Annotated in this window: 11 protein-coding genes and 1 tRNA gene; 7 read left to right on the top strand and 5 right to left on the bottom strand. The window is 38.8% G+C overall.

What is annotated here, in order from left to right; all coding sequences use genetic code 11:
- The 5 genes from hflX to GQR39_RS15935 all read left to right on the top strand — a co-directional run bounded on the left by hflX (position 1) and on the right by GQR39_RS15935 (position 5722).
- A complete protein-coding gene (gene hflX, locus GQR39_RS15915; RefSeq protein ID WP_007586404.1) occupies positions 1-1290 on the top strand; it encodes a ribosome rescue GTPase HflX in 1290 nt (429 codons plus the stop codon).
- Positions 1291-1390: 100 nt separating this feature from the next.
- Positions 1391-2560, top strand: a complete 1170-nt coding sequence (gene hflK, locus GQR39_RS15920; protein ID WP_010554352.1) for an FtsH protease activity modulator HflK — start codon at positions 1391-1393, stop codon at positions 2558-2560.
- Positions 2561-2565: 5 nt separating this feature from the next.
- A complete protein-coding gene (hflC, locus tag GQR39_RS15925) occupies positions 2566-3444 on the top strand; it encodes a protease modulator HflC (RefSeq protein WP_010554353.1) in 879 nt (292 codons plus the stop codon).
- Between the two features lie 214 nt (positions 3445-3658).
- Positions 3659-4972, top strand: a complete 1314-nt coding sequence (locus GQR39_RS15930; protein ID WP_010554354.1) for an adenylosuccinate synthase — start codon at positions 3659-3661, stop codon at positions 4970-4972.
- Between the two features lie 111 nt (positions 4973-5083).
- Entirely contained in the window at positions 5084-5722 is a 639-nt protein-coding gene (locus tag GQR39_RS15935) for a tetratricopeptide repeat protein (protein WP_165736108.1), read from the top strand.
- Positions 5723-5792: 70 nt separating this feature from the next.
- Here the strand turns inward: GQR39_RS15935 and GQR39_RS15940 are convergent, their stop codons facing one another.
- Complete coding sequence (locus GQR39_RS15940; protein WP_024608191.1) at positions 5793-7640, bottom strand: sodium:proton antiporter; 1848 nt, start codon at positions 7638-7640, stop codon at positions 5793-5795.
- 878 nt (positions 7641-8518) lie between these two features.
- Between GQR39_RS15940 and proB the strand changes: the two genes are divergently transcribed.
- Complete coding sequence (gene proB, locus GQR39_RS15945) at positions 8519-9625, top strand: glutamate 5-kinase (protein WP_165722393.1); 1107 nt, start codon at positions 8519-8521, stop codon at positions 9623-9625.
- The gene (locus GQR39_RS15950; RefSeq protein WP_165736109.1) at positions 9622-10869 is read left to right on the top strand and encodes a glutamate-5-semialdehyde dehydrogenase; all 1248 of its coding nucleotides are present in this window, start codon (positions 9622-9624) and stop codon (positions 10867-10869) included. Before proB ends, GQR39_RS15950 begins: the two co-directional genes overlap by 4 nt.
- A gap of 76 nt (positions 10870-10945) precedes the next feature.
- Here GQR39_RS15950 and GQR39_RS15955 read toward each other — a convergent pair whose 3' ends face one another.
- The 4 genes from GQR39_RS15955 to GQR39_RS15970 all read right to left on the bottom strand — a co-directional run bounded on the left by GQR39_RS15955 (position 10946) and on the right by GQR39_RS15970 (position 17948).
- Positions 10946-13153 (bottom strand): EAL domain-containing protein, encoded by a 2208-nt coding sequence (locus tag GQR39_RS15955; RefSeq protein WP_165736110.1) that lies wholly within the window; start codon positions 13151-13153, stop codon positions 10946-10948.
- Positions 13154-13212: 59 nt separating this feature from the next.
- The gene (locus GQR39_RS15960) at positions 13213-16431 is read right to left on the bottom strand and encodes an ATP-binding protein (protein WP_165736111.1); all 3219 of its coding nucleotides are present in this window, start codon (positions 16429-16431) and stop codon (positions 13213-13215) included.
- Positions 16431-17693: an extracellular solute-binding protein gene (locus tag GQR39_RS15965; RefSeq protein WP_165736112.1), complete on the bottom strand. Its 1263-nt coding sequence runs from the start codon at positions 17691-17693 to the stop codon at positions 16431-16433. Before GQR39_RS15965 ends, GQR39_RS15960 begins: the two co-directional genes overlap by 1 nt.
- A gap of 179 nt (positions 17694-17872) precedes the next feature.
- Positions 17873-17948: transfer RNA gene (locus GQR39_RS15970), tRNA-Ala, on the bottom strand.
- Positions 17949-17959: the final 11 nt, after the last annotated feature.

Below are 17959 nucleotides of genomic sequence, written 5' to 3' on the forward strand. Positions count from 1 at the left end.
TTGTTTGACCGCTATGAATCCGGCGAACAGGCAATTTTAGTTCATATCGACTTACCTAAAGAAGGGGATCGTGAAGATCTTCATGAATTAGAAATGTTGGTATCTTCTGCTGGTGTTAGTAGTTTGGCGGTTGTGCAAGGCAGCCGTCAAGCACCACATCCGAAACTATTCGTCGGTACCGGTAAAGCAGAAGAAATAGCTGAGATTGTCAAAATCCACAATGCAGATGTCGTAATTTTCAATCATCAACTCAGGCCGTCACAAGAGCGTAATTTAGAGCGTGTTTGTCAGTGTCGTGTGCTTGATAGAACGACGCTAATTCTTGATATTTTTGCCCAACGTGCACGTACCCATGAGGGTAAGCTGCAGGTTGAATTGGCACAACTTCGCCATATGTCGACTCGATTAATTCGGGGCTGGACCCATCTTGAACGCCAAAAAGGCGGGATTGGTTTACGTGGACCTGGTGAAACCCAACTTGAAACAGATAGACGATTACTTCGTGCCCGAATTCAAAATATCCGTGCGCGTTTAGCTAAAGTAGCAGTGCAACGCGAACAAGGTAGGCGAGCTCGTACTCGTAACGAAATACCTACGGTATCGTTAGTTGGCTATACCAATGCGGGTAAATCTACATTATTTAATCGAATTACGAATTCAGATGTATACGCGGCCGATCAGTTGTTTGCAACGCTTGACCCGACTCTACGTAAGCTTGAATTAGGTGATGTTGGTCCTGTTATCTTAGCTGATACAGTGGGCTTTATTCGTCATTTACCGCACGACTTAGTTGCTGCTTTTAAAGCAACGCTAACTGAAACTCGTGAAGCTGATTTACAGTTACATGTAATTGACGCAGCAGACTCTCGTCTTCAAGAAAATATTGAACAAGTACAATCGGTGCTTAAAGAAATTGAAGCCGATGAAGTACCACAGCTATTAATTTATAATAAAATTGATGCGCTGGATAACGTAAGCCCACGTATTGATCGAGATGACGAAGGCCAACCTATAAGAGTATGGCTTAGCGCTCAGACTGGTGAAGGGTGTGAATTACTTAGTGAGGCTATTAGTGAACTGCTTGCTAAGAAGATGTTTAACGAAACATTATTTCTTACGCCATTGTATGGTCGCCTAAGGGCTGCATTGTTTAGTTTAAATGCAGTACATGAAGAACGCTTTGATGAGCAAGGTAATTGGCTGTTAGATGTTAGAATGCCAATGGTTGAGTGGAATCGTTTAATTAAAGAATTTGGTCCTGAAATTGCTGGTTTTATCAACCGTAATTAAAAATTGACGTTTTAATGTCGGTTTTTGTATGAGAAACGCGGTAGATTTGTTAGATTTAACACAATTTCCTAATTTATTTAGATAACAATGGAGTATAGCTATGGCCTGGAATGAACCGGGTAATAATGGCAATGACAAAGATCCGTGGAATAATAAAGGCGGACGTGATCAAGGCCCACCTGATTTAGACGAGGTGTTCCGCAAGTTTAGTAACAAGTTCGGCGGCTTATTTGGCGGGAAAAAATCCGGCAATGGTAGCGGCGGTGGACTTGGCGGAGCCGGTATTTCATTCATACTTATTATCGCCGTTATTGTATGGGCGTTAAGTGGTATTTATACGGTTAAAGAAGCCGAGCGTGGTGTGGTTCTTCAATTTGGTAAATATGACCGAATTGCTGATCCTGGTCTGCGTTGGAAAATGACGTTTATTGAAACGGTAATCCCAGTAGATATTGAAGCAGTTCGTTCATTATCGGCTTCTGGTTTTATGCTTACTGAAGACGAAAACGTAGTGAGCGTTGAGTTTCAGGTGCAATACCGTGTTATTGACCCATACCTTTATGAATTTAGCGTAACTAACGCTGATAGTAGCTTAGAAGAAGCACTAGATAGTGCACTACGTTACGTTGTGGGTCATGCAAAAATGGACCAAGTATTAACTAATGGCCGTGAGGTTGTTCGTCAAAATACATGGGATGAGCTTAATAAGATTATCGAACCATATAACTTAGGTTTAATTGTTACTGACGTGAACTTTAAAGACTCTCGTCCGCCAACTGAAGTTAAAGATGCATTTGATGATGCGATTGCTGCACAAGAAGATGAAGAACGTTTCATTCGTGAAGCAGAAGCATATGCTCGTGAAATTGAACCGCGTGCTCGTGGTCAAGTAACGCGTATGACTCAAGAAGCGGAAGGTTACCAAGAGCGTATTACATTAGAAGCACAAGGTGAAGTAGCTCGTTTTGAAAAGCTACTACCTGAATATCAAGCAGCTAAAGAAGTTACTCGTGAGCGCTTATACATTGATGCAATGGAAGAAGTGTTAGGGAGTAGTTCTAAAATATTGGTTGATGTTAAAGGCGGTAATAACATGCTTTATTTACCACTTGATAAGATCATGGATAAGCAAGGGACAGCAACACGTGTTGCACTTCCAAGCTCTAGTGATATTCAAGATTTACGCAATAAAGTAAATACGTCGCGCAATAGCTCTGTTAATAGTGGCAATGACCGCTTTAACAACGACCGCTTCAATGATGGGAGATAATCATAATGAAAAACTTTAGTTTAGTAATACTATTAGCTGCCATTGTTATGTCTTTCTCATCGGTATTTGTTGTACCTGAAGGGCAAAAAGCAATTGTAATGTTATTCAGTAAAGTACAAAAAGACAGCGACGATCAAGCGATTGTATATGGCCCAGGCCTACAATTTAAGGTGCCATTTTTTAGCCAAGTACGTCGTATTGATGCACGTATTCAAACGCTAGATGGTGCGCCGGACCGCTTTGTTACTAGTGAGAAAAAAGACTTAATTGTTGATTCGTTTGTAAAATGGCGTGTTAATGACTTTAGCGCTTTTTACTTACGTGCCCGTGGCGATAAGCAATATGCTGAAACGCTACTTAAACAAAAAGTAAATAATGGTCTTCGTACAAACTTTGGTACACGTACAATTCGCGAAATTGTATCGGGTGAGCGTAGCGAGTTGATGGAAGAAGCGTTAGTACAAGCTTCTGAAAGTGCACGTGAGCTTGGTATTGAGGTGCTAGACGTACGTGTTAAGCAAATTAACCTACCGCAAGAAGTGAGTAGCTCTATTTACCAACGTATGCGCGCTGAGCGTACTGCTGTTGCAAAAGAGCATCGTTCTGAAGGTCAGGAAAAAGCCGAGACTATTCGTGCGGGTGTTGACCGTCGTGTAACAGTAATGCTTGCCGATGCAGAGCGTAATGCGCGTTCTGTACGTGGTCAAGGCGATGCTGATGCAGCAGGCATCTATGCAAGCGCGTATAACAAAGACCCTGAGTTCTTTAGTTTTGTGCGTTCGCTCGAGGCTTACAAAAAGACTTTTAAAAATAAGCAAGACGTTATGGTGCTTTCACCAGATAGCGACTTCTTCCAATATATGAAAGGCGCTAAAGCTCAATAGGCTTTACGCTAATTATTTAAAAGTTAAAAAGCCTCGCATTTGCGGGGCTTTTTGTTAAACACAGTCTAGTGCTTTAAATCACTGTTATTTATGTGGTTATTAGCTAATATTTGGATATAACAAATGCGCGCAGAAAAAATAAGCTGAACAGGGGTGATCTTTACTTTAGTTTTCTGGTAAAATCTCGTCCTAATTTTCTCTAAGTGAATTTACGATGGGTAAAAACGTTGTTGTATTAGGCACCCAATGGGGTGACGAAGGAAAGGGTAAGGTAGTTGATCTCCTTACAGACAAAGCATCTTTAGTAGTTCGTTATCAAGGTGGCCACAATGCGGGTCATACTTTAGTTATCGAAGGTGAAAAGACGGTTCTACACCTTATTCCATCGGGTGTATTACGTGACAATGTTAAATGTGTGATTGGTAATGGTGTAGTTTTATCACCAGAAGCGCTAATGAGAGAAATTGGCATGCTTGAAGAACGCGGCGTACCAGTACGTGAGCGTCTTTTAATAAGTGAAGCATGTCCGCTAATCTTGCCTTTCCATGTTGCATTAGATGTAGCCCGCGAAACTGCTCGTGGCGATAAGCCAATTGGTACAACTGGCCGTGGTATTGGTCCTGCGTACGAAGATAAAGTGGCTCGCCGTGGTTTACGCGTAGGCGATTTATTTAATCCTGAATTATTTGCAGCTAAATTAAAAGAAGTTCTTGAATACCATAACTTCACTTTAGTTAACTACTACAAAGTAGACGCTGTAGATTTCCAAAAAACGTTTGATGATGCAATGGCTGTTGCTGATATCTTAAAAGCAATGGTTGTAGATGTAACTGAGCTTTTAGATCAAACGCGTTTAGCAGGCGAAAACATTTTATTTGAAGGTGCACAAGGTACGTTACTTGATATCGATCACGGTACTTACCCTTATGTAACATCTTCAAATACTACAGCTGGTGGCGTTGCTACTGGTGCAGGTTTTGGTCCATTAAACCTTGATTACGTTTTAGGTATTATTAAAGCGTACACTACACGTGTTGGTTCAGGTCCTTTCCCTACAGAGCTTTACGACGGTCTTGAGAAACAAGATCCAGTTGGTAAGCACTTAGGTGATAAAGGCCATGAGTTTGGCGCTACAACAGGTCGACTTCGTCGTACTGGTTGGTTAGATGCAGTGGCTATGCGCCGTGCGGTTCAAATCAACAGTATTTCAGGTTTTTGTTTAACTAAGCTTGATGTTTTAGATGGCTTAGAAACGCTTAAAATCTGTATTGGTTACAAGCTTGAAGATGGCACAGTTACTAACGTAACACCATTAGCAGCTGAAGGTTACGATAAAGTAACGCCAGTATACGAAGAAATGCCAGGTTGGTCAGAAAACACTGTTGGTGTAACGAGTCTTGACGGTTTACCAAAAGCTGCGATTGACTACATCAAGCGTATTGAAGAAATTACGGGTGTTCCAATTGATATTATTTCTACAGGTCCAGACCGCGTAGAAACTATGGTACTTCGCAACCCGTTTGCGTAATTACCATTAGATTAAAAAAAGCTGCCTAGTGCAGCTTTTTTTGTATCTAAAATTCACCTTGGAACGATCTTTGTATATATTTTAATAAGTTTATTTTTATAAGTGGTGAGCATGCGTTTATTTTACCGTAATTGCGTATTAAGGCTTTCGTTAATTCCGCTGTCTTTATTTATAGCAACCAACAGCTTAGCTACAGAAAGCCCTGCTGCTGTACCGCTGTATACAGAATCTGAGCTAATTGCGTTAATAAATAAAAATACGCATTTAGAGCGGGTGAAGGCAGATGATTGCCAGTTAGTGCAAGATATAGAAGCACGAGCCAATAAAATGGCATTGCCGTCTTATCAATTTTTATACGGCGATATGCTGGCTTATAACGTGTGCGTGGATCGTAATGTAGAGTTAGGTGTGTATTACATGCGAAAAGCGGCTGAGCAAGGCTTAGCGGCAGCGCTAGAGCAGTTAGGGCGTTACTACGACACCGGGCGTTTAGTTCAGCAAGATAAAGCAATGGCAATTACGTATTTGCGTGAAGCGTCGTCGCAAGGCAATTTAAAAGCACAACTACGTTTGGTTAAATTATTTAATGATGGCTATGGCAGCCCGCGTGATTTTGAAGATGCATACCGCTGGCTATTTAATTCTATGGTGGCAGATAAAGCGACTCATAAAAAAATTGAGCGAGCGTTGACTAAGTTAGCGCAAAAAATGCCAGATAGTGTGGTTGCGCGAGCTCGTCTTCCTATTTAATGGCTCTTAAAAAACAAAACCCTAACTTTTTAAGTTAGGGTTTTTGAGTTTTTACTACCTGTAAAAGTGTTTAACTTTCTTCTTTAGCCTTTGTTTGCGGGTCTTTTAAGACCGACATTTTAGGCGGCTGTAATGCAACAACACGCTCGCCTTCTTGCGGCGGTTTTTCCATGTTGATTGTAAACGGTCTTAGCTTAATAGGCGTATCGTCGTCGCTGTCTTTATCACCTTTAAGAATAAACAAAGGAATAGCCTCAGGGTTCATTTCTAGGTATTGCTCCCAGCTAAACTCATCCGAGATACGTGTTGAACTAACCTTACCGCCTTTAGCTATAATACTGCTCAAACGTGCGTATGAGCCTTCGTCGCCAAACAGTATTTGTCTGGATAAAAACGTTGCACTGTCTTTATTTGCTTTAGCATGCGACGTTGATGAGCGAAGCGAAAATACATTTTTTTCATTAAGTAAATGCGAAAAGTATTGAACGCCTAGCGCATTATGATGACGGTTTGGCGATAGCGCTAAGACACTGCGAATAGTTGTTAGAGGTAAGTAGCGTTCAGCATGCTCTGATTGCGGGTTACCATAATAACAAGCCAAGCCATCCATACGTGCCATTCTGCAGTTTTCCCATGCAGGGTCTGAAAGGTGAACCGGAATACTCTGCTCTTGTAAGCCACGTCCAATTGCACGCGATACATGGTTTGCACCAATAATTAATATTGTATTTGGTGATGGTTGGCGTACACCTAATAGCTTGGCAACAGGAATGGCTGTTAAGCTTTGCAGCACAACCGTAATGATGATCACCGTAAATATAAGTGGCACCATTTTTTCAGCATCAGCAACGCCAGCTTCCATCATACTTAGTGCAAATACCGACCCAACGGCTGCGGCAACTATACCGCGTGGAGCAATCCAGGCAAGTACCAAGCGAGACTTCATTGGTAAGTCAGTACCAAAGGTCGAAATAGCAATACACAGTGGGCGTGCAACAAAAAGCACAATAGCTAAAAATATAAATACATCGCTGTCGAGCATCATCAAATCAGAAAGCTGTAAACGTGCTGCAAGTAAAATAAACAGCGTCGATATCAAAATCATCGACAAGTCTTCTTTAAACTCAAGTACAGAATCTATTTCTAAATCGTCTTGGTTCGCAAGCCAAATACCAAATACAGTTACTGCTAATAAGCCTGATTCATGGCTTAAATAGTTTGATACAGAAAAACTAATAAGGACTAGTGCTAAAATTCCAAACTTATGTAATTCAAATGGCAGCCACTCGCGACGCATTAATAGGGTTGTTAGCCAACCTGCAGCAACACCAATACTTAAACCAACACCCAGGGTTTTAACTAAAGCAATAATAGTATGACTAAATACTTCGCCTTGGCCTACAAGCATTACAGCTTCAAATACCAATACAGCAAATAATGCGCCAATAGGATCTATTACAATACCTTCCCAGCGAAGTATGCGGTCTATGTCTTGTGTTGGGCGCATTGAGTTTAATAGCGGTGCTATAACGGTAGGGCCAGTAACAACGAGTACTGCGCCTAGTACCGCAGCAACACGCCAGTTAAGCTCAAGCAACCAGTAGGCGCTTAGGCTAATAATAATGCAGGTAGTAAGCATACCGATTGAGCAGAGATTCCTTACAACTTTTCCTATCCCTTTTAATTCTCTGAAATGCAGAGTTAAGGAACCTTCAAATAAAATGATGGCAACGCTTAGTGATACTACTGGAAACAGTAAATCACCTAAAAGTGCATCAGGGTCTAAAACACCACTAAATGGTCCAAGTAAAAGACCAGTAAGCAATAAAAAAAGAATAGCGGGTACTCTAAAAGCCCACGCGACCCATTGGGCAAGCACAGAGCAAAGTGCGATACCGGCTATGTAAATTGCTGACATAGATTAAGAATTCCTTATTTATGACGATATGTTTAGAAAGTATAACTTTTGTTAATTATTAATACAGGGGTATACACCGGAAACTGAAATATTACTAATCAATTTTAGCTGCTTATAAAAGATTAGTAGGCTTAAATTATTTAGCGAGAACTTAGCCACCTTATTTTAAAGTGTATTAATTGTTTAATTTATTGAATTTTAATAACAATATAAAGGGTATGAGTGTTTCGTATTAACTTAGTTCGAATTTTAACCTTGATTTTAAAGGGGTATTTGGTGTATTATACTTCGTGTTCTAATAATTAGTCATCTAACTAAGTTTATTGAAGATAAAAGATGCTTGTTAATCTTAACGTCATTTTTAATCTTTATAATCATGTGTTAGTGATGTTTCTAGTATTTGAGCATTACAAAATATCATTTGCCGAATTCTTGGTATGGTTTTGCCAAACAAGTTTATTTAATTATTTAATTATTTAAGTAAATAAAGGTTTGAGTTGAACTATTACTTTCAATATTTAGCCCCCCATCGTGGCGGTTAAATCTCGGTCCTTTGGTCTTCACCCTATCTGTTGGTGTATCAGACTTTAGAGGCTCTATGTATGTTGTTAATAAAAAAGCCACACACAGCTTTTTACAGCGATGCATAAACAACACTTTTAAATTTTTTGATTAGTGCTGCTCAATATTATTGGGTTGTTGCTACTTTTACTTAACCTCAAATCTAAGCTTCTTGTTTTAGATATGGTTTTTGCGTGTGTGTAAAAAAGTGTTGCCTAAATGAAAAGAAAAATTCGAAGCTATGTTTTAAACCTAGCTACTTAGTTTTAGCTCGTCTAATTAAGATGAGCGCAGATAAAATGGAAAGTTGAGCATTTATGCAAAAGTTAAATTGGCGACGTATCGTACTTAAAGTAGGTAGTGCATTAATTGCACCAGATCAAGATGGCTGCCGTTCGCGTTACATATTAACCATCGCACAGTTCATTGTTCGTTGTCGTGCCCGTGGAATCGAGGTGATTTTAGTATCATCGGGTTCTGTAGCGGCTGGAGCGCATTTATTCCCATCAGACAAACCTCGCTCTGTGGTAATGAAAAAGGCAATGGCAGCAGCAGGTCAAACAGAAATGATCGCCATGTGGGACCGCTTTTTTGACTTTCCATCTGCGCAGCTATTATTAACGCACGGCGATTTACGTGACCGCGAGCGTTACCAAAGTATTCGCGAAACTGTGTTCACTCTACTTGAGCACGGTATTCTCCCTATTATTAATGAAAACGATGCGGTGACAACCGATGAGCTACGAGTGGGTGATAACGATAACTTATCAGCGATGGTTGCAGCTGCAGCGGATGCCGATGCTTTATTAATATTCTCAGACGTTGATGGGCTATATGACAAAAACCCTAACTTACATGATGATGCGGTGTTACTGCCTGAAATAAAATCAATTGATGAATCTATTTATGCTATGGCAGGATGTGCTACAAGTGCTGTTGGTACTGGTGGCATGAAAACCAAAATAGAAGCTGCAGAAAAAGCAACGTCACATGGTATCGCGACTTACATTATAAACGGCTTTAAAGAAGAAACATTTACGAAACTGCTAGCTGGGGAAAATCCTGGTAGCATATTTTTACCGTACGAAAAACCGATGCTGGACTCTGTGCATTGGATGACACACACAGCAAATGAGCAAGGTGAAGTTGTTGTTGATGGATCATTTGATGAATCCCTTGAAGGTGAAAGTGGCTGTATTCGCGGTGATGAAATCATGGAAGTCCATGGTGAATTTGCTGTTGGTGATACTATTTTAGTACGTAGTGAAGACGGTACGCGTTTAGCTAAAGCGACCGCAAATTACAGTAGCTGTTTGTTAAACTTTATTGCAGACAACGAACAGAGTGAATTCAGCGAAAAAATGCAGGATTCAATTGGACCAGTTATATCTGAAAAACATATCGCATTATTGGAGAAGTCATGAGTTTAATTACGGACATTTCACGCCAGACAGCTAAAGCTGCCCATACACTTGCTTTACTCGATACCGAGACTAAAAATCAAGTACTAATTGAAATGGCAGCGGCACTAAGAGAGCAAAAAGCATTTATAATCAAAGAAAACGAAAGTGACCTAAGCGCAGCACGCGACAATAACTTAGCAGCCTCAATGATCGACCGCTTAACGCTAAACGATGAGCGTATTGAAGCAATGGCAGAAGGTATTGAAGTAATCGTAAGCCTGGACGATCCTGTTGGTCAGCTACGTGATATTACAGAGCGTCCAAATGGCATTAAAATTCGTAAAATGCGCGTACCTCTTGGCGTTGTATGTATGATTTACGAAGCACGCCCAAATGTAACAGCAGACGCTGGCGCATTATGTTTTAAATCAGGTAATGGCGTAATTTTACGTGGCGGTAAAGAAGCACTTAAAAGTTCGCAAGCTATCGCAAGTGTAATGCACAGCGTACTTGAAAAGCATAACTTACCAGTATCACTTATTTCAGTGATTCCAGATCCAGATCGTGCACTATTAATGGAATTAATGCAGCAACGTGAAAGCATTGACTTAATAATTCCACGTGGCGGTGAAGGCTTAATTAACTTTGTTACTGAAAACAGCACGATCCCAGTAATTCAGCATTACAAAGGCGTTTGTCATCTATATGTAGATAAAGATGCAGACCTAGAAATTGCGCTTAACTTACTACTTAACGGTAAAACGCAACGTACGGGTGTTTGTAATGCACTTGAGGGCTTAGTAGTTCATCAAGATGTTGCAGATGAGTTTTTAAATCTGTGCGCAGTGGTATTACGCCAAGAAGGTGTAAAAATAAATGCTGACAGCTTTGCAGCTAAATACTTTGATAATGCAACTGTGTTAGCCGATAACGAATTTGGTGAAGAATACCTAGACCTAGAAATCGCTATTCGCGTTGTACCAAACTTTACGGCAGCGGTTGAACACATTGCACAGTTTGGTTCAAACCACACTGAAGTAATTTGCACTAAAAACGCAGCCGCTGCAGAGTTATTCCAGCGTAGTGTCGATGCTTCTGTAGTGATGGTTAATACATCATCTCGCTTTTCTGATGGCTCACAGCTGGGTCTAGGCGCAGAGATTGGTATAGCAACTTCTAAGCTTCATGCATACGGTCCTATGGGACTTGAGTCACTGACTACTGAGAAGTACTTAGTGAATGGTGAAGGCCAAGTTCGCGAGTAACCGCTAAAGCTTAATTTCATTAAAAAGCCGAGTATGGAAATACTCGGCTTTTTTGTTTTTTCAGACTACTCTGTAATTAATTTAATTTTTCAAGCCAGTCGCTTGCAGGTTCAGGCCTGTGTAAATAATAGCCTTGAAGAATAACTTCTGGATATTCTTGCAATAAATCAAAGTGGGACTGGTTCTCTACACCTTCAGCAACTATCTCGAGTTCAAATAAACGGCCTAGGCTTACAATCATATCAATAATTAACTTATCGTTATTATCAGTCGGTGCTTCCAATACAAAAGAACGGTCAATTTTTAGTTCTTGTATGGGTAATTGTTTAAGATAAGTTAAACTCGAATATCCAGTACCAAAGTCATCAATTGATACCCTAATACCTAGCTTCTTGAGAAAGTGAACAGCTTCAATAGCCGCTTCCATGTGATTAAGTAATGTACCTTCAATTATCTCAATAGTGAGTTGCTGAGGGTTAATGCTATGTTGCTTTATTTGTTGGCTAATAAAGCTTAAAAAACGCGCTTCATGAAAGTGCCTGCCACTTACATTAATTGATAGGTTTAACTTAGGGTGAGTTTTACTAAGTTGCGTTAATATTTCAAGTGCATTTGAAGTTACCCAGCAATCTAAGTCATAAATTATATCTGACTCTTCGGCTATAGATATAAACTCACCAGGGCTAATGAAGCCTTTTTGAGGATGCTCCCATCTTAATAAAACCTCAGCGCCTTTAAGGGTTTGGCTTCGGTCAAATTGAGATTGTAAATATAGGGATAACTCATTATTTGAAATAGCTTTACGCAAATCTTGCTCTATTTCAAAACGGCGTTTTGCTTGCTCGCCAAATGAAGTATCAAAAAAGGTAACTCTATTGCCGCCTTTTTCTTTTGCTTTGTAACAAGCCGCCTCACAGTTACGAATTGTTTCAATAGCACTTTCCCACTGATCTTCCCGAGGAAAAATATACGTGCCAATACTTACTGTTAAGCTAACGTCTTGTTCATCAACCACAAAGGGGTGGTTTACACTTATGAGCAGTTCTTGGGCTTTATTTTCAGCCATAGCTTGGGCTCTGATCCTGCCAATACCTTTTTCAACTGTACACAGTACTGCAAATTCATCACTGCCTAAGCGAGCAATAACATCTTTTTTACTCACCTTAGAATGAATTCGTTTAGTTAATTCTTTTAAAATGTTATCGCCAGCGAGCAGGCCTAATCCATCATTTATTGAGTGGAAGCTGTCTATGTCAATAATATAAATATAGGCATAACTATTTTCGGTACTACAAACCTGAAGTTGCTGCTCCAACTGCTTTAAAAAACCATTTCGGTTGGGCAAACCTGTAAGTTCATCATGCCATGTGAGGTAGTGAATTCTTTCTTGCGTTATCTTAACGCTAGAAATATCACTAAATACACCAATATAATGCACGTTGGTATCTTGCTCGCCTTTTACCATACTAAGAGTTAATAACTCAGGATAAAGCTCGCCATTTTTTCGTCTGGTTACTAGCTCTCCACTCCAATATCCTGCTTGGTTTGCATGATGCCATACTTGATCAAAGCTAATACTAGGGTGGTTATTTTGTTTAATATCGTGCAACTGCATTTGCAGGGAGTCAGATTCAGAGTAACCTGTAATCCGGCAAAATGAAGGGTTTACGGCAATAATTTTTCCGTTACTGTCGGTAATAACAACGCCATCAGCGGTTCCCGTTAGGGCTTGATAAAATAACTTTTGTTTTGAGGAGAGTTCTTTTAATTCTTCTTCACGCTGACTTAACTCTTTCGCCAGAGACTCTATTTCAAGTAGTTTGTCGTGCAGGTCAAAGTTTTTTTCTATAAGCCTATCTAGCATGCCTTGAGCGGTAATATGAGTGCGAATGCGTGCTCTAACGAGCGCTAGCTTGTAAGGTTTGTGTATGTAGTCAATTGCGCCCATAGCAAAGCCTTTTTCTTCAGACTCTTCCTCGGTAAGCGCAGTTACAAATATAACGGGGATGCCTTTGGTATTTTGTTTCGCTTTGAGTATATTACATACTTCGTAGCCGTCCATGCCGGGCATCATTATGTCTAATAAAATCAAGTCAGGCCTAGTTGACTCAATAAAGATCAAAGCCTGCTCACCACTAGTAGAAATACGTACATCGTAGTCAGTTAAAAGTCCTTCTACTAATACGTGTAAATTACTAGGTTCGTCATCAACAATAAGAATTAAAGGTTTATGCTTTTGTTCTGTGGTTAATCCATTATTGTTTGCGAGGTAATTTGAATGCACTATCTGTCCTTCTCTGCGTTCTTTACAATATTAAATCTAGTTCAGGTTAGTGGTTATACCTAATTTTTATTATCGTTCCTATACATATCAATAAGCTCAATTACTAACGCGTAGTTAAAATGATCAATTGCTTCTTTGAGCTTAAATAGGGAGTGGCCTCTATCATATTGATTCATTTCTAGCTGTCTAACCAAACTGCTAGGTACGGGGCGAGCCGTTAATGCTAATGAGTATATATTATCAATAACCGAGTCTTCGTTTTCTAGTTCATGTTGCTGTATATGTTCTTTTTTAAAGCTGTAAGCTATCAAAAATTGTTTTACAGCAAAAAGTGTAAGTATTAATTGCTCATTAAAATGAGATAAATTAATACTTTTCTTATCTATTAAGCTTTTCTCAACACTTTGCGCACTTTGTTGCAGTAGCTCAAAGCCTAATGTGCCGGCCAAGCCTTTGAGTGTATGTACTAGTCGAATTAAGCTTTCTAACTCTCCATTTTTGATTAATATATCAGCTTTAATCGAAAAGTCATTGTAATCGTTGACAAACTGAGTAAATAATTTAGCTAACAATTCGTCATTGTTTTCTAGGTTTTCTTTTGCTAAAGGCAGGTTTATAGTGCTCAGAGATTCGCTACTTTGCAGATGCTTTTCTATACTTTCGTAAAGCGCATCAAAAATAATCGGTTTTACTAAAAAGTCATCCATACCCGCTCTAAACGCTGCTTTTTTATCATTAGGATCGGCGGCTGCCGTAATGGCAATTATGGGAGTTTTGTAGCCTCGCTCTCTTAATATGCTTGTTGCTTCAAGCCCATCCATAACTGGCATTTGAACATCCATAAAAATAATATCGATGTCATTTATCTCTACTTTATCTAATGCATCATGTCCATTATCAGCAATGATCACGGTCATATCTAATCTTGCTAAAAGGGCGGAGGCTATTTCTTGGTTAATTTTATTGTCGTCAACAACTAATGCATTAAAACCCGAGAATTTAGGGTGAGGCTTTAATTGCTTTTCTTTAAAATTATTTGGTGAAAGCTTTCTTAAAATTTCAACTTCACTATTTTTATTACCAATAATTATAATGTCTATATTTTCATTTTTTGCAATTGGCTCAGGAGACTCTTCATCGGTAATTAATAAAATCAGTGTCAATTTTTCATTAACGCTTTTATTTTGAGCGTACAGTTGTTGTAAAATAAAGTTATCGTTGAGCTCTTTTTTTTCTATCGACATTATTACAATACTAAATGGGCTACTAGGCTGAGACATTTTTGCAATGGCCCTTAATGGTTCTTGTGTTGTTTCTGTCGTTATATTTATATCACTTAGTAAGTCCATTAATTTTTTAATTTGCTCATTATCGGGGCTAATTAATAAGGCGTGTTTTTTAAGCTTTTGTTGCTCAGATAAAGTAAAGGGTAGAGTAAAGAAAAACTCGCTACCTTGATTAATCGTGCTCCTTACTTGTATATCTCCGCCCAGCAATTTAGTTAATTGTTTGCTTATAGTGAGTCCTAAACCGGTCCCACCATACTTTCTTGTTGTGCTTGAATCACCTTGCGAGAAAGACTGGAATATAATTTTTGATTGCTCTTGCGTCATCCCAATACCCGTGTCTTTTATACTAAAGCGAAGGTTTATTGTTTTTTCGTGTTGAGATGTCGCTTCTATAATTAATGATATTTCACCATGCTCTGTAAACTTAATTGCGTTACCTACACAATTATTTATTATTTGGCTTAAGTGCATTGGGTCGCCAATAAGTTCAAGTCCTGCATCAACGTGTAAAGTGAAATTTAGTAGCAAGCCTTTTTGCTTGGCATTTGTTGAGAATAAATTTTGAACGTTAGAAACAATAGTATGTAAAGTAAAAGGGATTTGCTCTAACTGGACTTTTTCCGATTCTAGTTTAGAAAAATCCAGAATATTATTTAAAATCTGCAATAAATTTTGAGCACTTGAAAAAGCTTTATCTGCGTAGTGTTTTTGCCTTGAGGGAAGCTCGCTGCTTTGTAAGAGTTGCAACATACCTAATATGCCATTCATTGGGGTGCGAAGTTCATGACTCATATTGGCTACAAAATCTATTTTTGTTTTATTGGCTTTATCAGTTTGCTCCATAGCACTCGTCAGGTCGGCATTCATTGCTTCCATTTGGGAATTTAATACGCGGGTTTCATTGAGTAGCTCTTTGGTTTGCTTATTTTTTAAATATAAAGCGTTGGCTGCTTTTATTACCGACGCTATTTCAGTTTGATTTTGGCTGGTATTTGAAATAGTTACTGGCTTTTCGTTATTCATGTCTTTAAGTAATAAAGTGAGCTGGGTAATCGGTTTTATAACCGATCTAAAAATAAAATAGCTTAATAATAAAATGATTAACATAATTAAAACGGCAAATATATTTGCCTGTTCTGTATTTTTTGTTAAGTGGCTACTTAGTAGCTCTTCTGTTTTGATTAGTTTATTTTTTTCTATATTTTTAATTTCATTAGTTAAATACAGCAATTCGTTTTCTATGCCTGTAAGCACTACATTTACAGAAAAAGTGTAGCTACGGGTGAGTAATACAAGTTGGTTATAAGCTTGTTTTAAGCTTGTTGTTTTATTGGAGAGGGATTCATTTATTACAGAGGTGCTCGTTAGTTTTTTATGTAAGTGATTTAAGTTTTGTTTTACATTTTGTGCTTCATCAAAATTAGGTTTATAGAGATAGCTTATAATTGCGTGTTTTAAATTACTTATTGTGAGTAAAACATCGTTAAAAATAACTTTATTATCATTGTTTGAAGACCCTTCTAAATTGCTAATTGTTACCTGTAGGTCATCAATAGGCTGTTTGAACTGAGTAGTGTAAAGGTGTTCGCGTTTTTGTCTGTTTACGACAACTTGGCCAAATGTATCTTGGTAATTATTTAGATACTCGCCAAGGCGTATTAGTGAGTTTTGATACTCAGGGGTTTGGTTTTGAGTGTTTGTTTTTAGCTGCTCGAGATTTAGATTTGCCTTATTTAAATAAAAATTAAATTTGGTAATCGTATTTTCATTTGCATTGTCAATAAATGAAACTGCATGCCCTTGCAGGGAAATAATATCGTTTTCTAAGTGATTCACAGCTTCACTTTGAATAAGCGCGTTATGCTGCGACTTTTGCAAGTTAAGTAAGGACGTTTGCGAATAGTTAAACAAATAGCTTTGTAAAAGAAGTAATCCAATCAGCGAACACAAAGCTAATATTATTTTTGATTTAATTGAATTTATTATCATTATCGGCTAATCAACTCATACCATTTTTGTAGACTGTAGTCATAGGTTGGCATAACTGTATTCCATACTGCTACATTGCTAAAGCGTTTATAGTAACTACCACCATTACGTTGCGCACCAGCTTTAATAGCTACGTCGCCATTTGTATTTAATAAATCTATGCTTGTTACTTTTCCACCGTACCAGTAATCCCATTCGGCCGGCGATAAGAGTAGTTTAGAGCGTTGTGGGTTACTAATGTAATAACCTTGGCGAGCAATAAATGCACCAGGCCAGCCTGAAAGCCACCAATTCATATAATCGTAAGCTGCATCTTTTACGCTACTTTGTGTTTGTGACGATAAACACATAACACCATGCCAGCCTCGGTAGCCTTCTTTTGGCGCGGCAAAACGAACATTAATATTTTGGCTGTTTAACGCAGAGACGGCAGGCGAAAACATACTTTCTATATGGGCTCGCTTACTTTTCATAAATTCAATCGACTCAGGGACCGAGTTCCAATAGCCACTAAAGTGACCTTGGCGTTTAAAGTCGAGTAATATACTAAACAATCTATCAAGTTCTGAACGAGTCATCGCACCTATATTGTTAAATTTTATAAGCCCTTTACTTTGCGCTGCTAGGGCTAGGTCAAATAATCCAATGGTAGGCGCATTTACAATAGCTACTTTACCTCTGTTATCGTCATCAAGCAGCCAACTCCAGCTTTCGGTTTCGTATGCTATACCTGGCTTAATAAAGTCGGTGTTGTAACCAAAAGAGTCAACATTATGCACATAAGGTAAAAAGCTAATATGATCGCTTTCTTGTGCGCTTAATGTGCCATCGGGTTGAACATTTAATAATTTATAGGGAGCATCACCTGCACCAATACTTGCAGTTTCGGTTAGTTTTCCCGTTTTAGTAAGTGGATTTATCTCGTTAAAGTAGGTGAGCCGTTTTTTTTCTATTGGCTGTATAGAACCTGCATCCCAAAGCACATTAATGCTGTTTGACCATTGTTCGTATAAATCAAAGGAGCTAGGGTCCATTGATGCCTTTTGCAAAACAGCAGCGCTGCCTGCGGGAGTAAATTCTATATTAATACCCAAGTCACTCATCGCTTGCTTGCGAATAGCCTCTTGGAGTGTTACATGCGTACCAAGTACTCTTAATGTGACTTTTTTTCGGGCAAAAACATAAGGCGCATGTGTTATTGCACCAGCTGTTAAACCTATTGCAGCTAGCTTTTTTAGCGTTGAACGCTTAGGGTTGTCCATGTTAAGCCTAAAGTACTAATGTGTGACATTATGTATAGCTAAGAACTTGTAAAGACACAAGTTGAATGGATAAATTTAAAATTATATAGAATGAAAAATTAGAATAGTAGGGTGTCAAAAAATAATAAAAACAATGGAAAAATAGAAGAGTAGAGCGAATTTGAAAAGGAGTAGGAAAGTGGTGGAGCTAAGCAGGATCGAACTGCTGACCTCCTGCGTGCAAGGCAGGCGCTCTCCCAGCTGAGCTATAGCCCCACATTCCTAAA

Source organism: Pseudoalteromonas sp. C8, assembly GCF_011378685.1.
GTDB classification, from domain to species: domain Bacteria; phylum Pseudomonadota; class Gammaproteobacteria; order Enterobacterales; family Alteromonadaceae; genus Pseudoalteromonas; species Pseudoalteromonas arctica.